This window comes from Polaromonas aquatica (genome assembly GCF_042659145.1).
Taxonomy (GTDB): domain Bacteria; phylum Pseudomonadota; class Gammaproteobacteria; order Burkholderiales; family Burkholderiaceae_C; genus Polaromonas; species Polaromonas aquatica.
In genome coordinates this window covers 1-25,480 of record NZ_JBHSRS010000018.1, presented here as the reverse complement: position 1 = coordinate 25,480, position 25,480 = coordinate 1, and the positions used below count along the sequence as shown (strand labels likewise).

The window sequence follows — 25,480 nt, the reverse complement described above, 5'->3', positions numbered from 1 at the left end:
TAGTGAAGGGCGATCTGCTCAAACGACAACAAACCCAAATGGCATCAAAATACGCCAATGACCCCAGCCGCAAAGCCATCACCAGCCCACCCCTATTTCTGGGCCGACCTGAAAAGCCCTGACTTCGCAAACCTCGATCTCTCCCGGGTCATCGCGGTCCTGCCGGTTGCGGCCACGGAGCAGCACGGCCCGCACCTGCCGCTGAATGTGGACGCAACACTGGTCGATGGCGTGATCGCCGCCGCGTTGCCGCACCTGACACCAAATCCGCCGGTACTTTTTCTGCCGACACAATCAATCGGCTTTAGCCCCGAGCACACGGCCTTTGCCGGCACGCTGACCCTCAAGGCCGAAACGGTGATCCGGCTATGGACCGAGCTGGCCGAGTCGGTGGCGGCCACGGGCGTCAAAAAACTGGTGCTGCTCAATTCACACGGCGGCCAGGTGGGGCTGCTGGACGTGGTGGCGCGTGATCTCCGGGCCCGGCTGGGCATGCTGGTCTATAGCGTGAACTGGTTCAACCTGCCGCTGGGCGATGCAGTCACGGGACTGTTCAGCGCGCAGGAGCATCGCTTCGGCATCCATGCGGGCGAGATTGAAACCTCCATGATGCTGGCGCTCAAGCCGGAGCAGGTCGATATGGCGAAGGCGCAGAACTTTCACTCAACCTCGCAGGACCGTTCCGAAAAATTCAGCATCCTGGGCGATGGCCGCAGTGCCAAGCTGGCCTGGCAGATGCAGGACTACAACCCGCAGGGTGCGGCGGGCAATGCCGCTGCCGCCACGGCAGACAAGGGCCGCGCGTTGCTGGGCGCGGCAGGTCGCAGCCTGGCGCAATTGCTGGCCGAGATCGACCAGTTGCCGGCCGACACACTGGCAAATAAACCAGCGTTCTGAGTGCGCTGGCGGCTAGCCGCTGGCCACCAAAAAATCAAAGCCCCCAGCGAGCGGTAACCTGCTGGGGGCTTTGTTCTGTCAGTCGGGCCGGTAAGTCCGTTGCCATGGAAGAAAGTATCTCCCACGGGGTTCCGAATAATTTGCCTGATTTGCTGCTGAATTTTATAAAAACAGATAAAAAATCTTTCAAAGTCAGAATTTCAGCTAAATTAGCTGAATGGATACTTTGGACCGGAAAATCCTTCAGGTGCTGCAGGCCGACGCACGCACCAGCCTGCACGATATAGGCCAGGCGGTGGGCCTGAGTCCTTCGCCCTGCTGGGGCCGCATCAAAAAGATGGAAGAGGCCGGCGTGATCGAGGGTTACACCGTGCGGCTCAATGCGCAGGCGCTGGGCCTGGGCGACACGGTGATGGTGCAGGTCACGCTGGACAGCCACTCTGACAACACGCTGGAGAAATTCGGCGAAACGCTGGCAGCCATTCCCGAAGTGATTGAGGCCTGGCTGGTATCGGGTGAGTACGACTACTTGCTGCGCATTGCCGTGCAGGACACCAAGGACTACGAACGCCTGCTGCGCGAGCGGCTCTACAAGATCAAGGGCATACGTCACAGCAAGTCCAGCTTTGTGCTGCGCACCCTGAAAAAGGCCGACCTTCCGCTGTTGCCGGGCTAAGGCCAGGTTGGGGCCGGCCGCTGACAGCTCTGCGCGGGGCTGGCTGACAGTTTGGCCGCAAATGCACCGACACACTGGGTGGGGCGCCGCATTGATGCGGCATTCGGCATCCACGGGGGGATTTATGCGTTCACCGGCTTTTATTCGAAAAACATGGTTTGCGGCTGCAGTGTGTGCAGTGATTGTGGGCGGCCTGGTCGCCTGCGGTGACACCGCCCTGCTGCCGCCCGAGGCGGGCATGGGCGCCAACCCCACCTTGCCGCAGCCCAAACACAGCTTTATCCCCACGGTCAACATTGCGCCTGCCAAGGGCTGGCCCGAGGGCCTGATGCCGACACCCATGGCCGGCCTGGAAGTGACGGCCCTGGCCGCCGGGCTGGAGCATCCGCGCTGGGTCTATGTGCTGCCCAACGGCGACATGCTGGTGGCCGAAAGCAATGCGCCGCCCAAGCCCGACGATGGCAAAGGCATCAGGGGCTGGTTCATGAAGCTGGTGATGGGCCGGGCGGGTGCCGGCGCGCCCACCGCCAATCGCATCACACTGCTGCGTGATGCCGACGGTGACGGCAAGGCAGAAACCCGCACGGTGTTTTTGCAAAACCTCAACTCACCGTTTGGCATGGTGCTGGTGGGCAATGATTTTTACGTGGCCAACACCGATGCCGTGCTGCGCTTTCCTTATCAGAGCGGGCAGACCAGCATCACCGCGGCGCCCGTCAAGGTGGTGGACCTGCCGGCCGGCCCCATCAACCACCACTGGACCAAAAACATCATCGCCAGCCTGGACGGCAGCAAACTCTATGTCACGGTCGGCTCCAACAGCAATGTGGGCGAGCGTGGCGTTGAAGCCGAAGCTGGCCGCGCCGCGATCTGGGAGGTGGACGCCAAAACCGGTGCGCACCGCGTGTTCGCCTCCGGCCTGCGCAACCCCAACGGCATGGGCTGGGCACCGGAAAGCGGCGCGCTCTGGACTGTAGTGAACGAGCGCGACGAGATCGGCAGTGACCTGGTTCCCGACTACCTGACCTCGGTGCGCGACGGCGCGTTCTACGGCTGGCCCTACAGCTACTACGGCCAGCACGTGGACGAGCGCGTCAAGCCGCCGCGGCCCGACCTGGTGGCGCGGGCCGTTTCGCCCGACTATGCACTTGGCTCGCATGTGGCGCCGCTGGGCATGGTGTTTTCTGAAGGCAACGCGCTGCCGCCGTCGCTGGCCGCGGGCGCGTTCGTGGGTGAGCACGGCTCCTGGAATCGCGTGCCCTACAGCGGCTACAAGGTCGTGTTTGTGCCTTTTCGTCAGGGTCAGCCATTTGGCTTGCCGGTGGATGTTCTGACCGGTTTCCTGAGCCCCGAAGGCCACGCCTATGGCCGGCCGGTGGGGGTCGCCATGGACAAGCGCGGTGCGCTGCTGGTGGCCGATGACGTGGGAAATGTGGTCTGGCGCGTCAGCGGTAGTCAGCAGAAATAGCCCGGTTCTGGCCGCACATTGCCACCCGACGGATGGGCTGCGCAAGAATGGATCATTTCAATCCAGGAATCGCTTCGCTACTTTGGAGTCGGGCACCAGGCAGTACTCGCTCCTGCCGAACAACCAGTACCTGTTTCGCGCAATTAATCGATAGAGTCCATTTCTCAAGGGCGCAGGTACCAGCCAGGCCGCCCAAGCGGCGCGCCATGGCCACCCCAATGCATGAAGAATGCGAAGAATGGCGTCCGTGTGTTGCCAGGATTGGCCTCTGTCGACGAGAAGGAGCGTCTGCAACCCTTCAACCTGGAGCCCGGCATCCGCCAGCAGCCTGCGGCCCACATCGCCCTGAATCGCTGCAAATTGAAACCTGCCGCGTCTGTCGTGCTTCAGCAGGAACTGCACCCATCCGTTGCATAGCAAACACTGCGCATCAAACACCACAATCATGAGGCCATCTCCATGGGCAATACCAGGTGACCACGGTAGCTAGCGACGACACCCACGAATGGGACGGTTGCCTCGATTCGAAACTGCAATTGGTCACCCGCCCCAGCTTCCTCGGCCACGATGCGCGGCGCAAGCCAGGCAGGACAGCGAAGGCCGAGAAAATGCAGTCGCAGCAATCGCATCACAAGGCGTTTTTCGGTCGCGGCAAGTTCAAACGTTAATCGCGCGGCACCGAGTGACTCGACAATTTCCCGTTCGCGGCGATGAAGTGTCGAACGCATGACTTGCGTCGGGAAGAAGCGGGTCCACGTCTCGTAATTAGGTTCTGCTTGCAGCTCAAAACGGATTGGCCCTTGGCTCGCGCGCATCGGCGTACCGAGGCCGAACGCTAGCAGTTTCGCGAGTACGGAATGAGGCGCTATTGTCTCGACCCAGCCTTGCAGTTCATGGTGGCCGGACAGGCGATGAAATCTCTGCACCGCCATGCCGAGCGTTGAGAACTCCACCCCCATCACCTGCTCATACATGGACGTCGTCTCTGTCATGGCTGGAGTTCAACCATTTGAATGTCCAGACCTTCCGTCTCATTCATGAAATCTTCGAGAGACAGCAGCCCCGTACAAGGGCGAGCGCCGGTGCATGCAAGGGTGCCAGAGGCAAGCTTTCGCACCAAGGCAGTAGCGGCCAGCGTTGGAACGAATGGGCCATCTCCCGAGCCTGCGACGAGCACCCAGGCGCGTTCGCGGAGGATGCCCAGGTGGTCGCGGCCATTGACGGTAACGTGCATTGCGCCCGTATCCGTTCCCCATGCCTTGAACCAGTCGGCTGCACGTTTCAGCCGGCCAGCATGAACTGACCAGTTGTCTACCACGCCTAGGCGCGCCAACCAAGCCATCAAATTCATCCCTCTATGGAGAAACGAGAGCTCAAGGCCTGCACCAAAGCGTACCACCGGAGCACCCGCGTACCGATGAGGAAGGAGTGAAAGGTCGGGTACATCGCAGGGAGAGAGAAGGCGTTCCCCCACAGGCCCAGGGTACCGATGTCGATAGGAGCCGAGCCAGCCGAACCCCCGCTCTTGACCGCTTGTCGCTAGGCGTTTACCGCAGTAACTCAGGATTCCAGCGACAGTCGAGAGGCCGCGCTCAGTTCGATTTCCCGGGCTGATGCCTATGTCTATGGAGTCGATGGACTTCATTCCGGAGGTGAGTCGGTCAACGACTGCGGAGGACAGCGCGGGGACAGAACTTGCCCCGCTCGTCAGTATTACCCCATGCGCAGCCGCGCTTTTTTGCAGCGTTTCGATGCCACAGACGAAGTCTCGGCCATCGGCAAGGTCGACGTAGTGGACAGCCGCATTGGCACAAGCCTGGGCGACGCGATAGTCCTGGCCTTGAAAGGGTCCCGAAGTGTGAATTACCAGGGCAACACCAAGTCGATGGAGTCTCGCTTCGAGGCCCGCAGCCATCGCGTCCAACACCACGTGACTGAGAGTTGCACGGGAGTCCGCCTGTAGGCGGTCGACGAGCGCTTGTGCCGCCACACCGGAGCGGCCCGCAACGATGACGTGCAAGCCGTCCTGGCGCGCAAGTCGCGTCACCAGCCTGCTTCCGAAGAATCCGTAGCCGCCGATGACCATCACCCGATATTCGTGCATGTCTTAGTCTAGACGGTCCCTGTAGGGGGGACTCCCGTTTGTGAAGGTAAAGCGCTCAGTTGCTGGGCAAAGCGCTGAAATGTTGGCTGTTGGCCGAAAAATCCATCTGGCTTTGCGGGCGTTTGACCAGAAAATTCCTCAAGAAAGACCTGTAGCCTTTGTGGCCCGGTTAGCTGCAAATATTTCGACGGCCGTCGCCATCAAAAATGCAGCAATGCCGCCAGCTGCGACCAGAGGAACGAATATTTCGTAGAAACCTGCGGGGGGCGATGCAGCCAAAAAAAGTATGGCTGTCAGGCTGATCCCTGCAAAGGTGACGAGCCATACCCGCATCGTTGAGTTCACCAATTTTCGACGAGCAAGAACATGACAAACACCTGCTCCAATCGCAGGAAGAAAACCAACAAGATAGCTGTATTGCATGGAGACAGAGAGCAAGCTCATCCCGCCAGACCAAGCCTCGGTGTCCGTACGCCCGAGAAAACTTGCATACAGGGCGTGAGGTAGCCATGTCGTTGACCAGAAGGCGATAGCCCCGAGAAGAGGCCCTAACAGGGCGTACGAAACTATTAGCATGATTGTTGTGAAAGTGGCGGTGGTTTACTATTTTGAGCGCGCTGTTGAATGCCTGCTTCAAGCTGATTCGGGCCAGTCATGTGGTCGGCCACATCGACCACTTCCGTTGCATTGCGGTCCATAGGTACCTTAGTGCGAACAGTTGTTTACGACTTTAGCTGCGCGGAACACCCGGGTCGTGCATGATTTTTGAAAAAAGAGCCTGAGGTTAAGGTGGAGTGCGCGCGGTAAGCTATAAAAATAATAGCAAATGCCGCCGCCTCAAAAAGCCGGAAGCACCATGTCTGCCGTGCCCGGGCAGACGCCGCGCGGGTATTCGCGTGAGGTGTCTATACAACCGCCCGACTGGTACACGCCCTTGGGCTCGCGCAGGCGCAACATCAACTCGAGGATTTCCGCCGACTGCTTCGCATCGGCCATCGAATCCTTCACACGCGCTTCGACAATGCTTTCGTTGATCTGCAGCTCGCCGGCCGAGTCGGTGTAGGTGGCGTGGCGCCAGTGGAACAGCTCCAGGCATTTGGCTGTCAGTGTGTAGGGTTGCTCGCGTTTCCAGAAGTTGGTGAAGAGGCCGCCGCCCAGGTAAAACACCCAGGAGCCTTCGTAGCCGGTGACGTCGGACGAATGCGCATCGGGGTTGCGAAACCAGAGGCGGTCGCCGGGTACGTAGTATTTGGGCGGCAGCGGTGCTTCCATGGAGCCGTATTCATATAAAAACACATCATGGAACTGGCCCGACATGATGGGACGGCGCTCCCACTGCTGCTGCAGCGCCTGCATCAGCGCCGGGTTGCAATGCTCCAGTTCCTGCGCGATGGCCAGCAGGATCACGTACTCGGTGGCGCGGTAGCAGGAAAACGAATACAGCTTGCCGGAGGTGTCGGGCTGCGTCGCCTTTTGCAGCGCCGGGATCAGCGCATGGCCGGGCCGCACGGTGAAGCCCTTGCCGGCTATGTAGGTCCAGCAGTCTTCCGGCCGTTCGGCTTCGGTGGTGTGAAAGGCCAGCGCCGTCTTGCGTGCGGCCAGCACGATGTTGCGGCGTATGCGCATTGCCGATGCAAGCTCCGTATGGCCGGCAAATTCAAAGCCGACCGGGCTCAGCAGCATGGCCAGCAGGATCTCGCGCTCCAGGTCTTCGGCCTGGCCTTCGGTGTCCAGTTGCAGGCGCTGGTTCAGGCCTGTGGTGTCCAGTCCGGGCGCCCACTGGGCAGCCAGATGGGGTCGCAGGTAAAAGCTTCTGGCTGTGCCGGCGCCGCATGGCTGTACTGCGCTTTCAACGGCGTCCTGAAGTCCGAGTTGTTCCAGTTGTGCGAGGAAGTTGTCGCTGGCGGCTGCCAGCGTATCGGCAGTTTTTGTATGGAAGCGAATGCCGCCAGAATGCGGGCTGTAGCTTGGGATGGCGGTCATGTTGCCGCAAAGTATCTTTGCTCGCGGCGGATCAGGCAAGACAGGGAAACCACCCAGTCCGGCACAGGTGTGGGGCGTTTAGAGGGCGGTTTTTCTCAGGCGTAAGTGACCCACTCCGCATGCTCAGGCGCATCCAGATGCGGTAGCGTGTTGTAGGTCACCAGCATGTGGCGTTTGGGTGTGAATGCGAATTCGGTCACGGAACTGTTGCGTATGCGCAGGTTCAGTTCTATGGTGGTTTCGGGGCTGGTTCCAAGCACATGGCCCACGGCGGTGGCGATCGGCCCGCCGCTGGACACCAGCAGCACATTGCCCGTGTAGCTTTTGCGGACGTGGTCCAGCGCGCTGGTCACGCCGTTCACAAAACCGCTGTAGTCCGGCATGCCTTTAGGGCTGACCACGCCGTCCATCCATTGTTTCAGGCCGTCGCGCAGCAGTCGAAAGTGGCTGCGGTACATCTCGGGTGAGGTCGGTTTTTCGAGTTTGTGCGGATGGATGGTGGCTATCACCGCCGTGCTGTCGTATTCATTGAGCCCGGGCCACTGGGTGGCTTGCGGCTGCGTCCCCATGCCTTCACATATTCCCGCAAAGGTGTTGATCTGGCGCTGCAGGGTGCCGGTGAGCGCGGCATCAAATGTGATGCCCTTGTGCCTGAAGTACTCGCCAAGCCGCACGGCTTGCCGCGTGCCCAGCTCGCTGAGCACATCGTAATCATCTGCGCCAAACGAGGCCTGGCCGTGGCGCACAAGGTAGAGAGTTCCCATGTGCGGATTGTGGCGAAGCCCCGCCGGGTTTTCAGTCCCGTGCGTGACCCGTTCAGGCCTGCAGTAGCACCTTGGCGACAGTGGCCGTGTCCACATTGCCGCCGCACAGGGTGGTGCCGACCACCTGCCCCTTGAGGCTGGCGCGCTGCTGCATGGCCGCGGCAAAGCTGGCGGCGCCTGCACCCTCGGCCACGTTGTGCGTGTCGGCATAGAGGTCGCGCATGGCTTGGGCCACCTCGTCGTCGGTGATTTTCACGATGTGGTCAACGTGTGGTGCGAGCATGTCCAGGGCGCCCTGGTCGGCAACGCGGCAGGCCATGCCGTCGGCCAGTTGGGTGGTAACGGGGGACTCCACCACGCGGCCCGCGGCCAGCGAGTCGGCATAGGTGGTGGCATGCGCGCTCACCACACCGACTATGCGCAGGCTGCGCCCCAGCGCGAGTTTTGCGGTGATCGCCGCGCACAGGCCCGAGCCCTGGCCAATCGGCACGTACACCACGTCAAGCTGCGGCACGGCCAGCATGAACTCCCACCAGTAGGTTGCCACGCCGCGCAACAGGTCGGCGTGAAAGCTGGGCACCATGTGCGCGCCGCGTTCTGCGGCGAGCCGGATGGCAAATTCGCGGCTTTCCTGGAAGTCCTGGCCATGCTCGATCAGGGTCACGCCCAGTGCCCGCATGGCCGCGTTCTTCTCCAGCGAATTGCCGTGGGGGACAACAATGGTGCAGGCCACGCCATTGGCACGTGCCGCCCAGCCTATGCTCTGGCCATGGTTGCCGCGGGTGGCGCTGATGACTTCGGCGGGCAGCGCGCCGCTTGCCTTGAGCGCTTCAAAATAGGTCAGCCCGCCGCGTATCTTGAAAGCGCCCACCGGCGTGTGGTTCTCGTGTTTGATCCAGCAGGCTGTGCCCAGGCGCTGGCTCGACAGGTCCCAGCGGTATTGCGGCGTGGCCTGGAATTCGCGGTACACCACGCGGGCGGCGGTCTCGATGTCCTGCAGGGTCAGCATTCAATGGCCTTTTGATTCAAGCGTGACGGTACCGCGCGGTGTTTGCAGTGTGGCGACAAGGTTGGGGCGCCCCTGCACGACAGCCACATTCACCAGTCCTATCGCTTCATGGGCTGCAGTCAGGGCCTCGGGCCGCGCATGGCTGGCCTGCAACGATTGCAGGGTGATGCCCGAGGGCGGCAGGCTGCCAGAGGGATGGATGTCGCCCCATTCAATCAGTGTCGGCAGGCCGCCATAAAAAAGCCGCTGCCCGTCTTCGCGCACCGTGATTTTCCAGCTCAGCAGGCCTTGTGCTGTCATGCGCGAGGCCTGCAGCAGCTCGCCGCGATCCAGTCCCAGGCGCGCCAAGGCCTTGGTGCCGGCCTGCGCATGTGCGGTGCTGGCGACAAAGTGCACCAGTTGCGGACCATGCGACGAAAGACTCGCCTGCAGGACCCGGTCATCAAGGTCGAACCAGCGTTTGGCGCCTTCAGGACGGGCGCAGGCAGCTCCTGGATTGATAGCAATGATCTCCAGATAGGCGCCAGGAAATACCGGCGACGCAATGCTGACGATCCGGTTGTGTGTGCCCATCAGCGGGTGTTCGCCGCCCGGCCCGGGCGTGATGCCCAGTACGCGTTCGCACCACTGCACGCCTTCGGCCAGGCTGGCAGCGGCCACCACAAGGTGGTCTACGCTTGACGTTGGTGCTGCTGCCGCGCCGGTGTTCATGATTTGCGCTTGAACGGAGTCTTAAAGCGTGACGCTGCCGTCCAGGCAGGTGACGGACTCGCCGCCTACCCAGACCTGTCCTGAGCCCGTCGAAGTGGCCTGGCCGCTGCTGTCGCGCTCCAGGTAGACCAGCCCCGCACGCCCCAGGCAAACACCCTGTGAGGCGACGTAGCGGTCAGGTGTGTAGCCCTCGGCCATCAGCCATTGCGCCAGGCTGGCATTGAGGCTGCCGGTGACCGGGTCTTCGTTGATGCCCATGGGCGCGGCAAAGGCGCGTACTTCCATATCGGCGGCCGCAGGGGTGTCCGCTGCCGCTGCATGGCCGAAGGCTTTTGCTTCGCGGTTGGCGCGTGCTATCAGCGGCGGAGCTTCGGCTTTTGGGTAGAGGGCGGCAACACCAACCTTGACGTTCAGCTTTGCCAGTTCCAGGTTGTTGGGTGTTAGCTGCAATACGGTTTCGGGGCTGTCCAGCAGCAGGCCCAGCCAGACGGGGCCGTTGTCCAGCAATTGCGCGGCCGCAATTTGTGTGGCCTTCAAACCCAGCGCTGCCGCGACCTGGGCCAGCACGACCGGGCTGGACGAGGAGCGTTTGAGTGGCGGTGCGGCAAATGCCAGACGGCCAGCCCCTTCATGCCCCGGTTCGCGACGAATATTGACCAGGCCTACCTTGCATTCCTGCACGATGATGTCGCGGCGCTTGGGTTTTCCGCCCGCCTGCAGCCAGCTGTGGCAACTGCCCAGCGTCGGGTGGCCGGCAAAAGGCATTTCGCCGCCGGGCGTGAAGATGCGCACCTTGTAGTCGGCGGATGCATCCTCTGGCGGCAGCAAAAAGGTGGTTTCCGACAGGTTGGTCCAGTGCGCAAAACGCTGCATGGCGGCAGTGTCCAGGCCGCGCCCGTCCAGCACCACGGCCAGCGGGTTGCCGTAGTAAGGGGTTGCGGTGAAAACATCAACCTGCTTGAAGGGGCGTTGCTGCATGGGTTTCTTTCCGGCTTTTTTCTAGGATAGGGGCAGATCCAGCACGCCTTTGCTGGTTTGCCGGGCGCTGATGTTGGCGTACCAGCGCTCGATGTTGGGCCGGCTCTGGCGCGTTTGCGGCAGGCCAAACCAGCGCTGCACTTCGCAGGCCAGCGGAATGTCGGCCATGGTAAAACGTTCGCCGACCATGAAGCTGCGTCCCGCAAGATGTGCATCCAGCGTTGCCATCAGCGATTCAACGGCGGCGTTGGACTCGGCAACCTGCGCCATGTCGCGCTGGCCGGCCGGTGTACGTATCAGTTGCCAGAAGCCGGGACGGCTGGCCGGGTTCACGGCGGTTTGTTGCCACTCCATCCAGCGCTCGGCGTCAAAGCGCTCGCGCAGATCGGTGGGGTACAGCGGGCCGGGGGAAGGCCGCCGCGCCGGGCCGCCCCAAGCAAGGCGCGCCCCCTCGGGGGGCAGCGCAGCACGCGAAGCGGCAAGCGTGGGGGTGTCATATTTTGCGCACAGGTAACGCACGATGACATTGGACTCCCACAGCACATAACCGTCGTCGTCGATCACGGGCACCAGCGAGTTGGGGTTGAGCTCCATGTAGCCGGGCGTCTTCACAACGCCAAACATGCCGCCGGCCTCCGTGCGCTGAAAGTCCAGCCCCAGCTCCTGCGCCGTCCAGACTACTTTTTTGACATTGACGGAGCTCATGCGGCCCCAGATATGCAGGCCGTTCATCGCTGGTTCTCACTGAAGACCTGCGCCAGCGCCGCGATGCCGGTGTTGATCTGCTCGACCGTGGATGTCACAAAGGACAGGCGCAAGGTGTTGTGCTCCGGCGTGCCGCTGTAAAACGGTGCGCCCGGCACATAGGCCACGTTGCGTTCCACGGCCAGCGGCAGCAGATCCACGGCGTTCATGCCTTTTGGCAGCTTGAGCCACAAAAACATGCCGCCGTCGGGTTTGTTCCAGGTCACGCCGCTGCCTGCCAGGTTGGCTTCGAGGGCCGCAAGCATGGCGTCGCGTTGCGCCTTGTACAGCGCCCGTATGGTCGGTACATGCTGGTCCAGGAAACCGTCTTTCAGCACCTCATGGACCATGCGCTGGTTAAAGCTGGGTGTGTGCAGGTCCGCCGCCTGCTTGGCCTGCAGCAGTTTGGGATAAAGCGCTTTTGGGGCAACCAGGAAACCCAGGCGCAGGCCGGGCGCCAGCGTTTTGCTGAACGAGCCCATGTAAATGCAGCCCTCCGGGTTGCGCGCCGTGAGAGGCAGTGGCGGCGGCGCATCAAACCACAGGTCGCCGTAGGGATTGTCTTCAATGATGGGAACACCCAGCCTGGCGGCCGCGGCACTCAGCGCGGCACGGCTGGCTTCGTTCATCGAATTGCCGGTGGGGTTCTGGAAGTTGGGCAGCAGGTACAGAAAGCGTGCCCCGGCGGCCTTGGCAGCCAGGTCCTGCAGGTCGATGCCGCCCGCATTGCTGGCGACACTCACAAACTCCGGCTCCATGGGCGTGAAGGCCTGCAGCGCGCCCAGGTAGGTGGGCGTTTCAACCAGTACACGCGAGTCCTTGTCGATCAGGATCTTGGCAATCAGGTCCAGCGCCTGCTGGCTGCCGGTGGTGATCAAAACCTGGGCGGGGTCTATATCCCAGGGCAATGACGCCGCCACCCATTCACGCAGCGGGCCGTAGCCTTCGCTGGCTGCGTACTGCAGCGCCGCCTCGCCATCGCTTCCAAGCACGTTGGCGCAGGCCTTGGTAAAGGCGGCGATGGGAAAGGTTTTGGGCGAAGGCAAGCCGCCTGCAAAGCTGATGATGCCGGGTTTTTCCGTGACCTTGAGGATCTCGCGTATCACCGAGGGGTTCATCTTTTCGGCGCGGTCCGCCATTTTCCAGTTCATGCTTGCATCCAGTTCATCTCATTTTTCTCCTTGATTGATCACAGCGGCCGGCAGGCCTACGGGCATCTTTTTGCCTACAAATACGGTGGCGATCACCGCCACGCCAAAGCACAGCGTCACGGCATCCAGCGGCTCGCCCAGCAGCGGCACGGCGAACAGCAGGCTTAAAAACGGTTGTACCAGCTGCACCTGGCTGACACGCACAGCGCCGCCCAGTGCCAGGCCGCGGTACCACGCAAAAAAGCCCAGCCACATGGAGAATACCGCGACATAGGCAAAAGCCCACCAGCTCGCTGCCTGGATGGCATACACATCTGCGGGCGCGCTCAGGAATGCCATGGGCACGGTGACGGGCAGGGACATCACCAGCACCCAGCAAATCACCCGCTCTGCGCCTAGCGAGGGCGTCAGCCGCGCGCCGCCTATGTAGCCGAATGCGGCGCTGGCCATGGCGAGCAGTAAAAACACGTCTGCCAGGTGGAGGCTGAAATGCCCCGTGGCATCCTGCGAGCGAAGCACCATGAACGCCAGCACCAGCAGCGTGCCCAGTACAGCACAGCCCCAGAACGCCGTGCTGGGTTGTTGCCGGAACCACAGCGCGGCCACCATCGCCGTGGCCAGGGGCAGCAAGCCCGTGACCACCGAGCCGTGCGTGCTGGGCACGTACAGCAAGGCCAGCGACATGAACAGCGGAAACCCGACCACCACACCGAGCGCGGTAAAGGCCAGCAGACCCCATTCATTGCGCGAGGGGACGTGCTTTTCACCGCGCGTGTATTGCAGCAGCAGGTAAATGACAGACAGCACGCCGGCCACGGCGGCGCGGCCGAAAGTGACAAACCAGGGCGAGAGCTGCGGTGCGCTGCTGGAGCCCACAGCCAGCTTGGTCAGCGGCAGGGTGGCGGAAAAAATCACTATGCCCAGCAGGCCTATCCACAGGCCCTTGTTGATTTGTTTCGTGTCGTGAACGGGGGTCATAGGGTCAACATCCAGAGTGCGGTCAGCACCAGCACCAGCGCCATGATGCGGTTAAAGGCCCGCAGCCTGCGGCCCGAGCCATCAGGGCCGGCCAGCCACTCCCGCAGCAATGAGCCGGCCAGCGCATAAGTGAGGTTGCTGACAAAGGCATAGGCCAGCATCACGGGCAGTACCACGGCAAAACGCTGGCCGGGGTCGGCACGTCCGGCAATCCAGCCGCTGACGATGGCGAGGGCCAGCATCCAGGCCTTGATGTTGACAAACTGCAGCGCCGCGCCTTGCCAGAAGCCCACGTTCAGGCGCGCTGCATCGGCCTGGCTCAATTGGCGCGAGCGGGCAATTTTTGAGGCCAGCCAGAGCAGATAACCAACACCCACCAGTTTGATGAGCCAGCTCAGCAGCGGCACGGCCAGCACCAGCGCACCCAGGCCCATGGCGCAAAGGCTGAGCAGCACGCCCCAGCCGACCGGCACGGAGCACACAAAGGGCAGCGCACGGCGCAGGCCGTGGTTGGCCGCCAGGGCGGTCGAGAGTGTGGTGTTGGGGCCGGGCGAAAAACTCATCGCCGTGGCCAGCACCAGCAAAGCGGTGAACTCTTGCCAATTCATGGCCTTCACTTTATAGTTGAAACCAGCACACTATCAATACAGTTGTGCAAACAAAATCCCAAACTGTACTGTTTGCTTTGGCAGCACAGCCAGCACCGGAGATCCCGCCATGTTGTTGAAAGCCGCGTCCCAGTCCCTGACCGAGCAGCTCGCCGGGCGCTTTGCGGAACGTATTCGCAACCGGCTGCTGGCTTCGGGGGCGCGCCTGCCCTCGGTGCGGCAATGCGCGCAGCAACAGGGTGTGAGCGCCTCCACCGTGGTGGCCGCGTATGACCGGCTGCTGGCCCAGGGGTTGGTGGAAGCCCGTAAAAATCGCGGTTTTTATGTGCGGGAAATGGCTACAGCCCAGGAGGAACGTGCGCAACCAGCTATTAATTCAGTAGCGTCAACAAAGTCATCCACGGGCTTCCAGCCGCAGCACAACCCGGTCAATGCCACCGCGCTGATACGCGGAATGTTCCACGGCAGCAGCGACAAGGCGCAACCCGGCATGGGCGTGTTTCCCATGGACTGGCTGGAGACCAGCTTCATGCCGGCGGCGGTGCGCCGCGTCACCAGCGCGCGTGCCTTGCAGGAGTTTTCGCTGAACTACGGCGAGCCGGCCGGCGACAGCGGCTTGCGTCAGGCATTGTCAAAAAAACTCGCCAGCCTCAACATCCCGGCCGCGCCCGAGCAGATCATCACCACGGTGGGTGCCACCCATGCGCTGGATATTGTGAGCCGCACCCTGCTGCGTGCCGGTGACTACGTCATGGTCGAAGAACCCGGCTGGGCCATAGAGTTTGCGCGGCTGGCGGCCATGGGCATGCGCATACTGCCGGTGCCGCGCCGGGCCGACGGGCCGGACCTGGAGGTGATGGCTCGTTATTGCGAGGTGCATGCGCCCAAGCTGTTTGTCAGTGTCAGCGTGTTCCATAACCCGACCGGTTATTGCCTCACGCCCGGCAGCGCGCACCGCGTTTTGCAACTGGCCAATACACACAACTTCCACATTGTTGAAGACGACACCTATAGCCACCTGGCGCCTGAACATGCGACGCGCCTGTGTGCGCTCGACGGCCTGCAGCGCACGGTGTATGTCAGCGGTTTTTCCAAGATTTTGGCGCCCGGCTGGCGCGTCGGTTACCTGGCGGCGCCGCCCGAGCTGGTCGAACGCCTGCTGGACACCAAGCTGCTGGCCACCCTGACCACCCCGGCCCTGCTGGAAAAAGCCCTGGCCTGGTGCATAGACCAGGGGCAGTTGCGCCGCCATGCCGAACGCATACGCACACGGCTGGACATTGCCCGTGCCCGCAGCGTCAAACTGGCGCTGGCACACGGCTGCAGTTTTGCGGCCGAGCCGGCGGGCTTGTTCGGCTGGGTCGAAACCTTGGTTGACACCGATGCGCTGGCCCAGCGCATGCTGGACGAAGGTTATCTGCTCGCGCCCGGTGCGCTCTTTCATGCAGCGCGCCAGCCGAGTACGCTGATGCGCATCAACTTTGCGACCACGCAGGATGCGGCCTTCTGGAAAGTGTTTGCGAAGCTCAGGGATGGCATGAAGTGAAAATGGGCGGCAACACACACAACACAAAGGCTGGGTCATGACAGGAAAAAACCGGAACCACCGGATCGACAACATTGAATTCAACGTTGCGGACATCGCCCGTTCCAAAACGTTTTACGGCCAGGTATTTGGCTGGACCTTCACCGACTACGGCCCGGCCTACAGCGAGTTCAGCGACGGTCATCTGGCCGGTGGTTTCACCACAACGGCAGCAGTCAGGCCAGCGGGTGGCCCGCTGGTCATCCTGTATGCCGACGATCTGGCCGCGACCCAGCAGCGGCTGGAGCAGGCCGGGGCGGAAATTGTCCTGCCGGTCTTCGCCTTTCCCGGCGGACGGCGTTTTCACTTCAAGGACCCGGATGGTTATGAGCTGGCGGTCTGGTCGGCGGACTAAGGTCATTCTTTACTGCAGCAGCCCGCACCCCACCGATCTGTCGCCAGCTGGAAGCCCATGCCTTCACAAAGCAAACTTTTAAGCATCACCACCTGGTTGCTGGGGCTGCTGACGCTGGTCGCGATGGCTACGCAGTTGACGATTCATCTGCGGCTCAACTTCAGCCTGGTGAATTTTTTCAGCTACTTTACCAACCTGGCCAACCTGTTGGCTGCCCTGGTGCTGATTGCGACGGCATCCCTGCGCCTGGCATCACGCGAGTTGTCACCGGCGCTGGAGTCGGCACGCGCCGTCTCGGCCGTCAACATGGCGGTGGTGGGCATTGTGTTTTCTGTGCTGCTGCGCAACGTCGATCTCGGCAGCCTGCAGCCCTGGGTGAATGTGCTTTTGCATTACGTCATGCCGGTGGCGGTCATGCTGGAGTGGCTGCTGCGCCCGCCCCGGACCCGTTTCACGGCCAGGCATGTGGGGCTGTGCCTGGTGATCCCGCTGGTGTACCTGGCTTATGTGCTGGTTCGCGGCGCTGCCATCTCCTGGTATCCCTATCCTTTTCTCAATCCGGCCCATGCCGGCGGTTACGGCGGCGTCGCGCTGTATGTTGCCGGGATCGCGCTGGTGTTCTGGCTGGTGGCCTGCTTGTTGTTGATCGTGCCCAAACGCCGTCAGGTCCGCAATCACTAGTCATTTAGGCCTGTAGCCCTTTAGTAGTGAGCGCAAATAGCTATTAAATTAGTAGCGGATCGGATGAGGCTTTGACCTGAACTGTGGCCCGACCCTGCCGGGGCAGGGCGAAAGAAAGCTGCGGCCGCGCGACACAGCTGCGCCTAGAATCCGGCGATGAATGACGAAGACAACACGCCGGCACGGCGCACCCGCCGGGGCAGCGGCGCGGTCACCCTGCATGACGTGGCCAGACTGGCGGGTGTAGCGCCCATCACGGCTTCGCGCGCGCTGAACACGCCGGGCCAGGTCTCCAAGGCCTTGCTCGAAAAAGTCAACGATGCGGTGGCCCGCACGGGGTATGTGCCGAATCGCATGGCCGGCGGCCTGGCTTCGGCGCGCAGCCGCCTGGTGGCGGCGCTGGTGCCCACCATCTCCGGGCCGGTGTTTATGGAAACCGTGCGTTCACTCAATGAAGCCCTGGCTGCCCAGGGTTACCAGTTGATGCTGGGCCAGAGCGGTTATGCCGATTCGCGTGAAGACGCCTTGCTGGATGCCATCATCAGCCGCCGGCCGGACGGCATTGTGCTGACCGGCATCATGCATTCGCCGGAAGGGCGCAAACGCCTGCTGGCCGCCGGCATCCCGGTGGTTGAAACCTGGGACCTGACGCCCACACCTATAGACATGCTGGTGGGCTTTTCGCATGTGGACGTGGGCCGCGCGGTGGTGGATTTTTTGTACGCCCGGGGTCGTCGCCGCCTGGCCGTGATCGCCGGTGACGACGAACGCTCCAAGCGGCGCCAGCAGGCTTTCCAGGCTGCGGCGCATGCCGCCGGCCTGGGCGAGGTGGCCGTGGTGATTGTGCCGGCGCCGACCACTTTAAAGAGCGGGCGCAGCGCGCTGCTGCAGTTGCTGCAGACCTCGCCTGGCCTGGATGCGGTGTTTTGCAGCTCCGACCTGCTGGCTTTGGGCGTCATGACCGAAGCGCAGTGGCGGGGTATCAAGGTGCCCGAACAGCTGGCGGTGCTCGGGTTTGGCGACCTGGAGTTTGCCGCCGACCTGCAGCCGGCCCTGACCAGCGTGCGCATAGACGGCATGGCGATTGGCCGACAGGCCGCGCAATTTATCGTGGACCGGGCCGAAGGCCGCCCGGTCGATACGCGGGTGGTGGATGTGGGCTTTTCCATCGTTCCTCGCGACAGCACCTGAAGACCTCGAACCCCGAAGTTTCCCGTCTTGACTTTTGAAAAGGTAGCGCTACCATTTGTCGGTATTTGCCAACGCTACCTTGGTTTTCCCGTGTCAGGACTGGGAAGGTAGCGCTTGCCGCCGCTACTCATAACCTCCGGAGACATCCCTCATGAAAAAACTGTTCACCGCACTCGCGATCAGCCTGGCTTTCAGCGCCGCAGCACAAGCCCAAGCCTGGCCCAGCAAATCCGTGACCCTGGTTGTTCCTTTCCCGCCCGGCGGCTCCACCGACACGGTAGCCCGCGCCATCGCCCCCAAGCTGACCGAAAAGCTGGGCCAGCCTTTTGTGGTGGACAACAAGGCCGGTGCCACCGGCACGATTGGTGCGACGCAGGTCAAACGTTCGGCGCCCGATGGCTACAACTTCCTGGTGACCTCGCTGGGCCCGCTGGTGATTGCGCCGCACCTGATCCGTAACATGCCTTACGACACCTTGAAGGACTTCGACACCATCACCGTGGCCGTGCAAGCGCCCAATGTGCTGGTTGTGCCGGCCAGGTCGCCTTACAAAACCGTGGGCGCTTTGGTGGCTTACCAAAAGCTCAACCCCGGCAAGATGTCGTTTGCCTCTTCGGGCAATGGCTCCAGCGACCACCTCACGGCCGAGCTGTTCTGGCAGCAGACCGGCACCAGCGGCACGCATGTGCCCTACAAGGGCGGCGCACCGGCGATCACCGATTTGCTTGGCGGCCAGGTCGATGCCTCGTTCCAGAACATCAACGCCGTGTTGCAACACATCAAGTCCGGCAAACTGACGGCGCTGGCCATCACCTCCGGAAAACGCTCGGCGCTGCTGCCTGACGTGCCCACGCTGGGCGAGGCCGGCATGAAAGACCTGGTGGTGTATTCCTGGCAAGCCGTCGTGGCGCCCAAAGGCCTGCCGGCCGACGTGCGCGCCAGGGCCCATGCCGCCATCGTCGCCGCGCTGAATGACCCGCAGATCAAGCAGCAGTTTGTCTCGGTCGGTTTTGAAGTGGTTGCCAACACGCCGGAACAGTTCGCCACCTTCCAGCAGCAGGAATTTGCGCGCTGGAAAAAAGTCATTGAGACCGGCAAGATCAGCATTGATTGAGCAAGCCGACATGCCCATGAACACCACTCCCCGCATCACCGCCCTGCGTGTGATCCCCGTCGCCGGCCGCGACGGCATGCTGCTGAACCTCAGCGGCGCACACGGCCCATTTTTCACGCGCAACCTTTTGATCCTCACCGACAACGCCGGGCGCACCGGCGTGGGTGAGGTGCCGGGCGGCGAAAAAATCCGCCAGACCCTGGAAGATGCCCGCGACCTTGTGGTCGGCCAGCCCATAGGCGCGCACCAGCAGGTCTTGCAGCAGGTGCAGCGCCAGTTTGCCGACCGCGATGCCGGCGGCCGCGGCCTGCAGACCTTTGATTTGCGCACCACCATCCATGCCGTGACGGCCATAGAGTCGGCCTTTCTGGATTTGCTGGGCCAGCACCTGGAAGTGCCGGTCGCGGCCTTGCTCGGCGAAGGCCAGCAGCGCGATGCGGTCGAGATGCTGGGGTACCTGTTTTTTGTCGGCGACAAATCCAAAACGAACTTGCCTTATGCGAGTGAGCCGGAAGCCCAAGACGCCTGGTCGCGCCTGCGCCACGAAAAAGCCATGACACCCGATGCCATCGTGCGCCTGGCCGAAGCCGCGCATGAACGTTATGGCTTTAACGACTTCAAACTCAAGGGCGGCGTCTTGCGCGGCGAGGAAGAAGTCGACGCGATGCGTGCGCTGCATGAACGTTTCCCCGAGGCCCGCGTCACGCTGGACCCGAACGGCGGCTGGCTGCTCAAGGATGCTATCCGCCTGATGCGTGACATGCGCAGCGTGGTGGCGTACGCCGAAGACCCCTGCGGCGCCGAAGAAGGTTTCTCGGGCCGCGAGGTGATGGCCGAGTTCCGCCGTGCCACCGGTCTGCCCACCGCCACCAACATGATTGCCACCGACTGGCGCCAGTTGAGCCATGCGTTGTCGCTGCAGTCGGTGGACATTCCCCTGGCCGATCCGCATTTCTGGACCATGGCCGGCTCGGTCCGTGTGGCGCAGACCTGCCGTGATTGGGGCCTGACCTGGGGCTCGCATTCCAACAACCATTTCGACGTGTCACTGGCCATGTTTACCCAGGTCGGCGCCGCCGCGCCTGGCCGCGTGACCGCTATCGACACACACTGGATCTGGCAGGACGGCCAGCGCCTGACCAAAGAGCCTTTGAAGATCGAAGGCGGCCTGGTGCAGGTGCCGAAAAAGCCGGGCCTGGGTGTCGAGCTGGACATGGTCGAGGTCGAAAAAGCGCACCAGCTCTACAAGCAGCACGGCCTGGGCTCGCGCGACGATGCGGTGGCCATGCAAAGCCTGATTCCTGGCTGGAAGTTTGATCCGAAACGGCCGGCATTTGACCGTTGAGGCACGGGTGGCTTGCCCGCTGACCGGGCCTCATACGGATTTGCGTTTGACCGTCAAGAACCGTTCGGGCTGTGCCCGTCGAAGCCTCGCGTGGCGCTTCGACAAGCTCAGCGTGAACGGATTTATCTTTTCGAACGTAATTGGGTATCAGCCCCGCATCCGCAACACAATCAAATCATGCAAGGCCTGCGCAGCCACGGACAGGCTGCCTTCCTGCCTGCGCACCACATAGATCTTTCGTGTCAGGTTTTTGGCGGCCAGCGGCCGGGTCAACAAACCTTCACGTTCAAAGTGAAACAGCGTGAGCGCCGGCACCACACTGATGCCCAGGCCCGCTTGCACCATGCCCGTTACGGTGGCCAGCTGGTCCACTTCAAGCAGGGTGTTTGTCTGCAACGGGTGCAGCGCAGCGTCCAGTGCCTGGCGTACGCTGCTGTTGCGTGACATGTGGATAAATGGGTAAGGCGTCAGCTTTTTGAGCGTCAGCACTTTCTCGCTGGCCAGCGGGTGGTCCTTGCGGCACACCAGGTAGAACTGGTCGGTGCACAGCAATTGGGTGCTGAGCCCCGCGTGGCTCGCGCCTGTGGAGGCGAGTGCAAAGTCGGCCTTGCCACTGCGCACCAGGTCTATGCAGGGGTCCGACAAAAAGTCGCTGAGGTTCAGTTCAATGCCCGGCCAGGCGGCCTTGAACTCGGCGAATATGGCGGGCAACCAGCCTGCCGCGAGTGAGGGCAGGGCGGCGACATGCACGCGGCCTTTCCTGCGCTCTACGTGGTCGCTCAGGTCGCTGACAGCGACCCCGAAGTCACCGAGCAACTGGCGCGCCGAGGTTTCAAACAAACGCCCTTCGGCTGTCAGCTGCACGCTGCGCGTGTCGCGGTCAAACAGGCGCGTGCGGAGTTCGCTTTCAAGGGTGCGGATCAGGGCGCTGAAGGCTGGCTGCGACAAATGGCATGCGGTGGCAGCGCGTGTGAAACTGCGCTGGTCGGCCAGCGCCAAAAATGCACGCAGTTGCCTGGTGGAAAGATTGGGGCTGGCCAATTGATTTGATTTTCAAGTTAATCGATATGAATTTTCTATTTTACAAATAGAAAGTGAAGGCGCCAAATTCAGCGCCCGGAACACACTTTATGCACGCACCTGATTTACCTCCTTTGCTGATTGGCTGCGCCGCCGGTTTTTCCGGTGACCGGGTTGATGCCGCCGCCGCCGTGGTGGACACACTGATACAGCGCGGTGGGCCGGCCTTCCTGATTTTTGAAACACTGGCCGAGCGCACGCTGGCGCTGGCGCAGTTGCGCCGGCGTGCGGATCCCGACGCCGGCTTTGAGCCCTTGCTGGACGATATGCTGCGGCCGGTGCTGGCGCGTTGCCTGCAGCACAACATCCGCATCGTCGGCAACTTTGGCGCGGCCAACCCGCTGGCGGCGGCGCGGCTTATCCGCCAGATGGCCGGGGAACTGGGCCTGCCCGCGCCGCGCATTGCCGTGGTCGATGGTGATGATTTGTCGGGCACGCCGCATCGCCAGTTGCTGCGCGGGCAACTGGGCGCGGCGATTGATGGCATCCAGATGGTCAGCGCCAATGCCTATATAGGCGCTGAAGCGATTGCCGCTGCGCTGGATGCGGACGCGCAGATCGTGGTCGCCGGGCGTGTTGCCGATCCGTCGCTGACGGTCGGCCCGGCGATGTCGCATTTTGGCTGGCGTGCCGACGACTGGGATCTGCTGGCTCGCGCCACCATGGCCGGGCATCTGCTTGAATGCGGCGCGCAGGTCTGCGGCGGCTACTTTGCCGACCCGGCTTACAAGGATGTGCCGGATCTGCATGCAGTCGGTTACCCGATTGCAGAAATCAGCAGCGACGGCCATTGCGTCATAGGCAAGGCGGCGCATACCGGCGGCCTTGTCAGCCTGGCCGGCGTCAAGGAGCAACTGCTGTATGAAGTGCATGACCCGGCCGCTTACCTGACGCCCGACGTGGTCGCCGACATCAGCGGCGCACAGCTCAGGCAGGTTGCACCGGACCGCGTGGCACTGACAGGTGTGCGCGGCCACGCGCGGCCGGCCAGCCTGAAAGTCAATGTTTGCCATGAGGGCGGCTGGCTGGCAGAAGGTGAGATTTCTTATGCGGGACCGCGCGCAGAGGCGCGCGCCCGCCTGGCCGCAGAGGTGTTGCGCAAGCGCCTGCCCGCTTTGAACCTGCGCGTGGATTTGATAGGCGCGCTGAGCATCATGGGCGACGATGCCGGCCGGCTGCTGGCGGTCACGCCAGTTGGCGACGCCCGCGATGTGCGCCTGCGGGTAGCCGCGACCCATGCTGACCGGGCGCAGGCCGAGCGCCTTGCCAGGGAGGTTGTGGCGCTTTATACCTGTGGCCCGGCCGGCGGCGGCGGTGTTCGTACTGCACTGACACCGCGGCTCAACACGCTGTCGTGCCTGGTGCCGCGTGAAGCCGTGTCCGTGCACTTCGAGATGCTTGATGCTTTGCCGGAGGCCATGTGAAGACATCAGTGATCACTGTGCCGCTGTACCGCGCCGCCCACGGCCGCACCGGCGACAAGGGCAACCGCTCCAACATCAGCGTGATTGCCTGGCACCCGGATCTTTACCCGGTTCTGCTGGCGCAATTGACAGAGGCGGCGGTGGCCCGCCACTTTGCACATCGCCTGCCCAGCCGCGTGCAGCGGTTTGAGCTGCCGCTGCTGCACGCCATGAACTTTGTGCTCGACGACGTGCTGGATGGCGGCGTCAACGATGCGCTCAACCTGGATACGCACGGCAAGGCCTTGTCGTACTGGCTGCTCGATTTGCCTGTAGAGATTCCCGCGTCGCTGGCACCTCTTCTGGCGGGTCCGGCGACGGCTGATTTTTAACCAAAAGGAGACAAGATGAACCCATTAACAAGCGCCCGGATCCGGCCGGTCATGCTGGCGGCCGCTGCAGTTTGCGCGCTTTCACCCTTGCTTGCGCAGGCCCAGGGCTTTCCCGACAAGCCCATCACGTTCGTGGTGCCCTTTGCCGCCGGCAGCGCCACCGACCAGCTGGCGCGTGCCATCGGCCAGGCCATGACGAACGCCAACAAGGTCAGCGTGGTGGTGGACAACAAGCCCGGCGCCAACAGTTTTATAGGTGCGCAGGTGGCAGCCAAGGCCAAGGCAGACGGTTACACCGTCTTCATCACCACCAACACCACGCAGTCTGCGAATGAGCACCTGTTCAAAAAACTGCCTTACGACCCGGTCAGGGACTTCGCACCACTGACGGCGCTTGGCCGCGGCGGTCAGATCATGGTGGTCAACCCGGCGCTGCCGGTCAAAAGTGTTGGTGACTTCATCGCACTGGCGAAATCAAAACCCGGCAAGATGTCTTTTGGCAGCGGCAGTTCGTCAAGCCGTGTGGCGGGCGAGCTGTTCAAGCAGATGACGGGCACCTACATCCTGAACATTCCGTATAAAAGCAACCCACCGGCGGTGACCGACCTGCTGGGCGGCCAGATCGACATGATGATCACCGACATGGCCACCGGCCTGCCGCAAGTCAAGGCCGGCAAGCTGAAGGCCCTGGGTGTGTCCACCCGCCAGCGCTCCCCGCTGGCACCCGAGGTGCCGACGATTGCCGAGGCGGGAGTGAAGGGCTACGAGATGACCTACTGGTTTGCGGCCTACGCGCCGGCCGGAACGCCTGCCGATGTGGTGGCCAAACTGAGCGACATGCTGGTCAAGGCGGCGCACAGCAGTTCCGCCGCACCGTTCTATCAAAGCAGCGGCACTGAAATCTTCACCAGCAGCCCGGAAGAGCTGCGCAAGTTCCAGGCGGAAGAGACGCTTAAATGGGGCCGCATCATCAAGGGCGCGGGCATAGAGCCGGAATGACGGCGATGGTGGTTTGCCGGGGGACTTATTTCGCCAGCATCCATGCCACTGTTTGCGTCACAACCTCGGCCTCCAGGCCGTTGAAGCCATGGTAGGCAAAGGCCTCGCAGGGGTCGCCTCGGTTGTTGCCGCCCTTGAAGCTCAGCAACTGCTTGCGCGGTGCGCCGGTGAGCTGGTCCATCAGGCGGGGTATCTCACTGAAAGAGCAGAGGCGGCAGCCGTCCTGCTCGTGGTGCACGACCAGCACCGGAATCCTGAGTTTGCCTAAAGGCATGTTGGGCACGGCGCGGCCGCGTTCATCGCTGAGTATGGTGGAGGTCAATACCAGGCCGTCAGGGCCTGCCTTGCCAGGGTCCCCGCTGAGCTCGGTCGCCACAAAGGCGCTGGACTGTGTGCCGCGGCTGGTGCCGACCAGCCAGACCGGCACACCGGTCTGCGTGCGCACCCAGGCCATGACGGCCTTGATGTCGGCCAGGTGCTCCGGCGTTTGCCGGAAACCGCTCAGATAGGGAGAGGTCTGGCGGTCTGAGGGTGCATCGACGACCACGGTCATCAGCCCCTGGTCCACAAACATCTGGCGCGAGCGAATCAGGAAGTTGCCCTTGCCCTGCCGCAACTCGCCGTTGTCGGCCACCTGCAGGATGCCATTGCCGCCGGTAAAAAGAATCGCCACAGCCTTGGGTTCGGCCGGCGCCAGAACCAGCACCCGCTGCGTCACGCCCGGCCGGGTGGGAATATCAACAACCCTGGGCGCTGTCTGTGCGTGGGCGAGGCCGACGCAGCAGGCCATAAAGGAGATCGCGAGCCAGGTGCAGAGTGTTTTGCGCATGATGGCGTTTATCGTAGCCTGCCGCGTTCTTTGTGGGGAGATATTTTGGGCGACAAAAAGCCCCGCAAAGCGGGGCTTTTTGTTGTTCTCAGCCAGCCAGGAGAGGAGCCTGGCGGCGGTTGAGAAGAGGACTTAGCGGTAGATCTTGCGATTGCTGCCGTCCAGGATGACATAGTGACGAGCCTCTTCACGCACTTCAGCACGGGTCAGGGCGGTAGGAGCAGCAGGAGCCGCAGCAAAAGCAGCTTCCTGGCTGACAGGCAGGGCACCAGCCTGGCGGGCCTGCAGGTACTGGCCGGTCACTTCGGCACGGCTCACATTGCTGGCAGTGGCCACGGGATTGATGGCCAGGGCGGCTTCACCGTACAGATTGTTCTGGGCAAAAGCACCGGAGCTACCCATGGCAGCAAGAGCAACAACAGCAGAGGCGATAAA

At 62.5% G+C, this 25,480-nt stretch carries 27 protein-coding genes and 2 pseudogenes; 12 read left to right on the top strand and 17 right to left on the bottom strand.

Translation table 11 applies throughout. From position 1 onward, the window contains the following. The first annotated feature begins 57 nt into the window (after window positions 1–57). The 3 genes from ACFQND_RS08510 (at window position 58) to ACFQND_RS08500 (ending at window position 3,041) form a co-directional block, all read left to right on the top strand. Window positions 58–897, top strand: coding sequence for a creatininase family protein (locus tag ACFQND_RS08510; protein WP_371436798.1), 840 nt, complete (start codon window positions 58–60; stop codon window positions 895–897). Window positions 898–1,114: 217 nt separating this feature from the next. Further along, window positions 1,115–1,573, top strand: a complete 459-nt coding sequence (locus tag ACFQND_RS08505) for an Lrp/AsnC family transcriptional regulator (RefSeq protein ID WP_371436799.1) — start codon at window positions 1,115–1,117, stop codon at window positions 1,571–1,573. Window positions 1,574–1,697: 124 nt separating this feature from the next. Further along, complete coding sequence (locus tag ACFQND_RS08500; RefSeq protein ID WP_371436800.1) at window positions 1,698–3,041, top strand: PQQ-dependent sugar dehydrogenase; 1,344 nt, start codon at window positions 1,698–1,700, stop codon at window positions 3,039–3,041. Between the two features lie 57 nt (window positions 3,042–3,098). On the opposite strand, the gene ACFQND_RS08495 is transcribed toward ACFQND_RS08500, so the two are convergent. From ACFQND_RS08495 to ACFQND_RS08430, 14 genes and pseudogenes are all read right to left on the bottom strand, one after another. Continuing rightward, window positions 3,099–3,488: a thiol-disulfide oxidoreductase DCC family protein gene (locus ACFQND_RS08495; protein ID WP_371436801.1), complete on the bottom strand. Its 390-nt coding sequence runs from the start codon at window positions 3,486–3,488 to the stop codon at window positions 3,099–3,101. After that, a complete protein-coding gene (locus tag ACFQND_RS08490) occupies window positions 3,485–4,033 on the bottom strand; it encodes a DUF4166 domain-containing protein (RefSeq protein ID WP_371436802.1) in 549 nt (182 codons plus the stop codon). Before ACFQND_RS08490 ends, ACFQND_RS08495 begins: the two co-directional genes overlap by 4 nt. After that, window positions 4,030–5,145 (bottom strand): saccharopine dehydrogenase family protein, encoded by a 1,116-nt coding sequence (locus ACFQND_RS08485; RefSeq protein ID WP_371436803.1) that lies wholly within the window; start codon window positions 5,143–5,145, stop codon window positions 4,030–4,032. Before ACFQND_RS08485 ends, ACFQND_RS08490 begins: the two co-directional genes overlap by 4 nt. Window positions 5,146–5,283: 138 nt before the next feature. Next, the gene (locus ACFQND_RS08480; RefSeq protein WP_371436804.1) at window positions 5,284–5,568 is read right to left on the bottom strand and encodes a hypothetical protein; all 285 of its coding nucleotides are present in this window, start codon (window positions 5,566–5,568) and stop codon (window positions 5,284–5,286) included. Window positions 5,569–5,982: 414 nt separating this feature from the next. Next, on the bottom strand, window positions 5,983–7,128 hold the full coding sequence (locus tag ACFQND_RS08475; protein WP_371436805.1) for a hypothetical protein: 1,146 nt from the start codon (window positions 7,126–7,128) through the stop codon (window positions 5,983–5,985). 95 nt (window positions 7,129–7,223) lie between these two features. Further along, window positions 7,224–7,892 carry a histidine phosphatase family protein gene (locus tag ACFQND_RS08470; RefSeq protein ID WP_371436806.1) on the bottom strand — a complete coding sequence of 223 codons (669 nt, stop codon included), beginning with the start codon at window positions 7,890–7,892 and terminating at the stop codon, window positions 7,224–7,226. 52 nt (window positions 7,893–7,944) lie between these two features. Continuing rightward, the gene (locus tag ACFQND_RS08465) at window positions 7,945–8,901 is read right to left on the bottom strand and encodes a threonine dehydratase (protein WP_371436807.1); all 957 of its coding nucleotides are present in this window, start codon (window positions 8,899–8,901) and stop codon (window positions 7,945–7,947) included. Further along, entirely contained in the window at window positions 8,902–9,612 is a 711-nt protein-coding gene (locus tag ACFQND_RS08460) for a VOC family protein (RefSeq protein ID WP_371436808.1), read from the bottom strand. Window positions 9,613–9,633: 21 nt separating this feature from the next. Next, window positions 9,634–10,590: a PhzF family phenazine biosynthesis protein gene (locus tag ACFQND_RS08455; RefSeq protein WP_371436809.1), complete on the bottom strand. Its 957-nt coding sequence runs from the start codon at window positions 10,588–10,590 to the stop codon at window positions 9,634–9,636. 21 nt (window positions 10,591–10,611) lie between these two features. Then, window positions 10,612–10,866: pseudogene (locus tag ACFQND_RS08450) on the bottom strand (glutathione binding-like protein); the annotation flags it as partial. Between the two features lie 270 nt (window positions 10,867–11,136). After that, window positions 11,137–11,295: pseudogene (locus tag ACFQND_RS08445) on the bottom strand (glutathione S-transferase); the annotation flags it as partial. Between the two features lie 23 nt (window positions 11,296–11,318). After that, window positions 11,319–12,485, bottom strand: coding sequence for an aminotransferase-like domain-containing protein (locus ACFQND_RS08440; protein ID WP_371436810.1), 1,167 nt, complete (start codon window positions 12,483–12,485; stop codon window positions 11,319–11,321). Between the two features lie 18 nt (window positions 12,486–12,503). Further along, complete coding sequence (locus tag ACFQND_RS08435; protein ID WP_371436811.1) at window positions 12,504–13,463, bottom strand: DMT family transporter; 960 nt, start codon at window positions 13,461–13,463, stop codon at window positions 12,504–12,506. Continuing rightward, window positions 13,460–14,071: a LysE family translocator gene (locus ACFQND_RS08430; RefSeq protein WP_371436812.1), complete on the bottom strand. Its 612-nt coding sequence runs from the start codon at window positions 14,069–14,071 to the stop codon at window positions 13,460–13,462. The genes ACFQND_RS08435 and ACFQND_RS08430 overlap by 4 nt, the downstream gene beginning before the upstream one ends. A gap of 109 nt (window positions 14,072–14,180) precedes the next feature. Between ACFQND_RS08430 and ACFQND_RS08425 the strand changes: the two genes are divergently transcribed. The 6 genes from ACFQND_RS08425 to gudD all read left to right on the top strand — a co-directional run bounded on the left by ACFQND_RS08425 (window position 14,181) and on the right by gudD (window position 20,342). Continuing rightward, window positions 14,181–15,617 (top strand): aminotransferase-like domain-containing protein, encoded by a 1,437-nt coding sequence (locus ACFQND_RS08425; protein WP_371436813.1) that lies wholly within the window; start codon window positions 14,181–14,183, stop codon window positions 15,615–15,617. 37 nt (window positions 15,618–15,654) lie between these two features. Continuing rightward, window positions 15,655–16,011: a VOC family protein gene (locus ACFQND_RS08420; protein WP_371436814.1), complete on the top strand. Its 357-nt coding sequence runs from the start codon at window positions 15,655–15,657 to the stop codon at window positions 16,009–16,011. Window positions 16,012–16,068: 57 nt separating this feature from the next. Next, window positions 16,069–16,692 (top strand): Pr6Pr family membrane protein, encoded by a 624-nt coding sequence (locus ACFQND_RS08415; RefSeq protein ID WP_371436815.1) that lies wholly within the window; start codon window positions 16,069–16,071, stop codon window positions 16,690–16,692. Window positions 16,693–16,848: 156 nt separating this feature from the next. Continuing rightward, window positions 16,849–17,883: a LacI family DNA-binding transcriptional regulator gene (locus ACFQND_RS08410; RefSeq protein WP_371436816.1), complete on the top strand. Its 1,035-nt coding sequence runs from the start codon at window positions 16,849–16,851 to the stop codon at window positions 17,881–17,883. A 151-nt stretch (window positions 17,884–18,034) separates the two neighbouring features. After that, complete coding sequence (locus ACFQND_RS08405; RefSeq protein WP_371436817.1) at window positions 18,035–18,997, top strand: Bug family tripartite tricarboxylate transporter substrate binding protein; 963 nt, start codon at window positions 18,035–18,037, stop codon at window positions 18,995–18,997. 10 nt (window positions 18,998–19,007) lie between these two features. Next, window positions 19,008–20,342, top strand: coding sequence for a glucarate dehydratase (gene gudD / locus ACFQND_RS08400; RefSeq protein ID WP_371436818.1), 1,335 nt, complete (start codon window positions 19,008–19,010; stop codon window positions 20,340–20,342). Between the two features lie 147 nt (window positions 20,343–20,489). On the opposite strand, the gene ACFQND_RS08395 is transcribed toward gudD, so the two are convergent. Continuing rightward, window positions 20,490–21,383, bottom strand: coding sequence for a LysR family transcriptional regulator (locus ACFQND_RS08395; RefSeq protein WP_371436819.1), 894 nt, complete (start codon window positions 21,381–21,383; stop codon window positions 20,490–20,492). Between the two features lie 89 nt (window positions 21,384–21,472). On the opposite strand from ACFQND_RS08395, the gene ACFQND_RS08390 reads away from it, so the two are divergent. The 3 genes from ACFQND_RS08390 to ACFQND_RS08380 are packed head-to-tail and all read left to right on the top strand — an operon-like array spanning window position 21,473 to window position 24,216. Beyond that, on the top strand, window positions 21,473–22,846 hold the full coding sequence (locus tag ACFQND_RS08390) for an acyclic terpene utilization AtuA family protein (protein ID WP_371436820.1): 1,374 nt from the start codon (window positions 21,473–21,475) through the stop codon (window positions 22,844–22,846). After that, window positions 22,843–23,217, top strand: coding sequence for an AtuA-related protein (locus ACFQND_RS08385; RefSeq protein ID WP_371436821.1), 375 nt, complete (start codon window positions 22,843–22,845; stop codon window positions 23,215–23,217). Before ACFQND_RS08390 ends, ACFQND_RS08385 begins: the two co-directional genes overlap by 4 nt. A gap of 15 nt (window positions 23,218–23,232) precedes the next feature. Beyond that, the gene (locus ACFQND_RS08380; protein ID WP_371436822.1) at window positions 23,233–24,216 is read left to right on the top strand and encodes a Bug family tripartite tricarboxylate transporter substrate binding protein; all 984 of its coding nucleotides are present in this window, start codon (window positions 23,233–23,235) and stop codon (window positions 24,214–24,216) included. 25 nt (window positions 24,217–24,241) lie between these two features. Here ACFQND_RS08380 and ACFQND_RS08375 read toward each other — a convergent pair whose 3' ends face one another. Next, window positions 24,242–25,045, bottom strand: coding sequence for an alpha/beta hydrolase (locus ACFQND_RS08375; RefSeq protein ID WP_371436823.1), 804 nt, complete (start codon window positions 25,043–25,045; stop codon window positions 24,242–24,244). A 132-nt stretch (window positions 25,046–25,177) separates the two neighbouring features. After that, window positions 25,178–25,480 (bottom strand): hypothetical protein (locus tag ACFQND_RS08370; protein ID WP_377413111.1); only part of this gene is annotated, 303 nt, incomplete at its 5' end.